Genomic DNA, 874 nt, shown 5'->3' with positions numbered 1-874 from the left:
CCCCGCGGGGAGCAGGGAAGGCCCGGCCCCCCCGTCCACGCCCCGGCTGCCCGCCTTCGGCGGGCCCGCCGTGGCCGTACCACCCACGATTACCCTGGAGGCCGCCAAATGACCCGAGTGCTCGTGGTCGAGGACGAGGAGTCGTTCTCCGACGCCCTGTCGTACATGCTGCGCAAGGAAGGTTTTGAGGTCTCCGTCGCGGCGACCGGGCCGGAGGCGCTCGACACCTTCGACCGGAGCGGCGCCGACCTCGTGCTCCTCGACCTGATGCTGCCCGGCCTGCCCGGCACCGAGGTGTGCCGCTCGCTGCGGCAGCGCTCGAAGGTGCCGGTCATCATGCTGACCGCCAAGGACAGCGAGATCGACAAGGTCGTGGGCCTGGAGCTGGGCGCCGACGACTACGTGACCAAGCCGTTCTCCTCGCGCGAGCTGGTCGCCCGCATCCGGGCCGTGCTGCGCCGCCAGGGTGACGTGGTGGAGGAGGTCGACTCCGCCGTGCTGGCCGTCGGCCCCGTGCGCATGGACGTGGACCGGCACGTGGTGGCGGTACGCGGCGAGCAGGTGCAGCTCCCGCTGAAGGAGTTCGAGCTGCTGGAGGTGCTGCTGCGCAACGCCGGGCGGGTGCTGACCCGCGGGCAGCTCATCGACCGGGTCTGGGGCGCCGACTACGTGGGGGACACCAAGACGCTGGACGTGCACGTCAAGCGGCTGCGCGCCAAGATCGAGGCGGATCCGTCGAACCCGCGCTGCATCCTGACGGTGCGGGGGCTGGGGTACAAGTTCGACGCCGTGGAGAACTGACACCACCCTGATCGCCGGGCCGCCGGCCGGCCTCGCCGCGCCGCCGGTGCGGCGACACGCGCGGCCGGCCGGG

General features: G+C 72.5%; 1 protein-coding gene. It reads left to right on the top strand.

What is annotated here, in order from left to right; translation table 11 throughout:
* Positions 1-108 precede the first annotated feature (108 nt).
* Positions 109-801: a winged helix-turn-helix domain-containing protein gene (locus KME77_RS01755; RefSeq protein WP_219460881.1), complete on the top strand. Its 693-nt coding sequence runs from the start codon at positions 109-111 to the stop codon at positions 799-801.
* Positions 802-874: the final 73 nt, after the last annotated feature.

It is taken from the genome of Nonomuraea rhizosphaerae, assembly GCF_019396405.1.
GTDB classification, from domain to species: domain Bacteria; phylum Actinomycetota; class Actinomycetes; order Streptosporangiales; family Streptosporangiaceae; genus Nonomuraea; species Nonomuraea rhizosphaerae.
Note: the sequence above shows the minus strand (reverse complement) of the source record. Positions and strands in the feature narration are given on the sequence as shown.

What these genes read in the sequence shown, in the direction of transcription:
- KME77_RS01755 (WP_219460881.1), top strand. Translation starts at nt 109, where the DNA reads ATGACCCGAGTGCTCGTGGTCGAGGACGAGGAGTCGTTCTCCGACGCC.